General features: G+C 63.3%; 2 protein-coding genes and 1 pseudogene. 2 read left to right on the top strand and 1 reads right to left on the bottom strand.

Features of this window, described 5'->3' with window-relative positions; all coding sequences use genetic code 11:
• Window positions 1-666 (bottom strand): exodeoxyribonuclease VII large subunit (xseA, locus tag ABT116_RS46385; protein WP_502984079.1); only part of this gene is annotated, 666 nt, incomplete at its 3' end.
• On the opposite strand from xseA, the gene ABT116_RS46380 reads away from it, so the two are divergent.
• On the top strand, window positions 619-861 hold the full coding sequence (locus ABT116_RS46380; protein WP_351647248.1) for a DUF2089 family protein: 243 nt from the start codon (window positions 619-621) through the stop codon (window positions 859-861). The two genes, xseA and ABT116_RS46380, sit on opposite strands and share 48 nt — an antisense overlap.
• Before the next feature lie 443 nt (window positions 862-1,304).
• Window positions 1,305-1,402, top strand: a pseudogene (locus ABT116_RS51220) (phosphatase PAP2 family protein); the annotation flags it as partial.

The raw sequence follows: 1,402 nt of genomic DNA, 5'->3' as shown, positions 1-1,402 counted from the left end.
GGCGCGGCGATCCACCGCGAGCAGCGGTGATGCCATGACCGGTCGAGTGCGCAACTGTTCGATCAGATGAGACTCACGCTTGACCCAGCTGCGCAGTGCCGCAGCGCAGCGGTCACGCAGATCCGCAACCAGGGCAGCTTCCGCAACCGCGTCGGGTACGACGCGCTTGGCCGCGTCGGTGGGTGTGGCTGCGCGCAGGTCGGCGACGTGGTCACTGAGCGGGCTGTCCGGCTCGTGGCCGATGGCACTGACGATCGGCGTCGTGCAGGCCACGATGGCGCGGCACAGTGCTTCGTCGGAGAAGGGCAGAAGATCCTCGACGCTACCGCCGCCGCGAGCGAGGATGATGACGTCGACCACCGGGTTGGCGTCGAGTTCCTTCAGCGCTTCGATGATCTGGGGAACAGCAGTCGGGCCCTGAACCGCGGTGTTACGCACCGCGATCGCCACTGCAGGCCAACGACGATGGGCGACCGAGACGACATCCTTCTCGGCCGCGCTGGCTCGGCCCGTGATCAGGCCGATCGTGCCGGGCAGAAACGGAAGCGGCCGTTTGAGTCTCGGATCGAACAAGCCCTCGGCGGCGAGCAAGGCGCGCAGTCTCTCGATGCGGCCTTCGTGCGGCTCTTCGTGTTGAAATCGGGCAGTCTCAAGGCGCTCGCCCATGAATATCAGGTCAGCTATCCGACGATCCGAACTCGGCTGGACCGCATTATCGAGAAGGTCCAGGTTTTGGAATCCAACGACGACCATTTCCTCCGTGCTCTACGCGTTCTCGCATCAGACCGGAACCTCCCGGCTGACGCAGTGACCCAGATTGCCGCACTCTATCTGGAGAGCCGACCAATTGAAATCACATGACCGCATTCCATCCGCCGATCCTCGTCGGGGCGGTCCTCGTGCTGAGGGAGAAGCTCTGACTTACCGGCCAGTCGCGGCGTCGCGGGCTTGCTCGTACCGGTCGGGTCTCGTGTGCCGGCGATGTCAGCACGCGACGAGCAACGGACTCGTACATCGCCAGAATCGATGCTCGATATTGGCTTCGCGCCGCAAGCGGACCCGTGGGAACCTGGCCTCCACCTTGAGTATATGTCCGCTGGAGCGACCAGCGGACTCATCCGATCTGCCACTCCGTCTGCGATGGCGTTCAACTTTTCCGTACCGTCATTCGAGCGTTTCCCGAAACAAACCACGATCAGAAACGTGAGCATCGTAGCGACGGCATCTGCCTGCGTCGATGGCCCTCAATGAAGTAGAAGCAGGAAAAATAGCTCAGCTTCCGATGATGTGAAAGCTTGCCGCACATAGACTACTACGTGGTCCTCGGACAGCGCGGCCCGACCGCCGTGATGGTCGCGGCCTGGCTGGGCTGGCGCTCCTGGCGGCAGCACACCCTGCGGCC

It is taken from the genome of Streptomyces sp. NPDC002130 (assembly GCF_040296465.1).
Lineage (GTDB): Bacteria > Actinomycetota > Actinomycetes > Streptomycetales > Streptomycetaceae > Streptomyces.
Note: the sequence above shows the minus strand (reverse complement) of the source record. Positions and strands in the feature narration are given on the sequence as shown.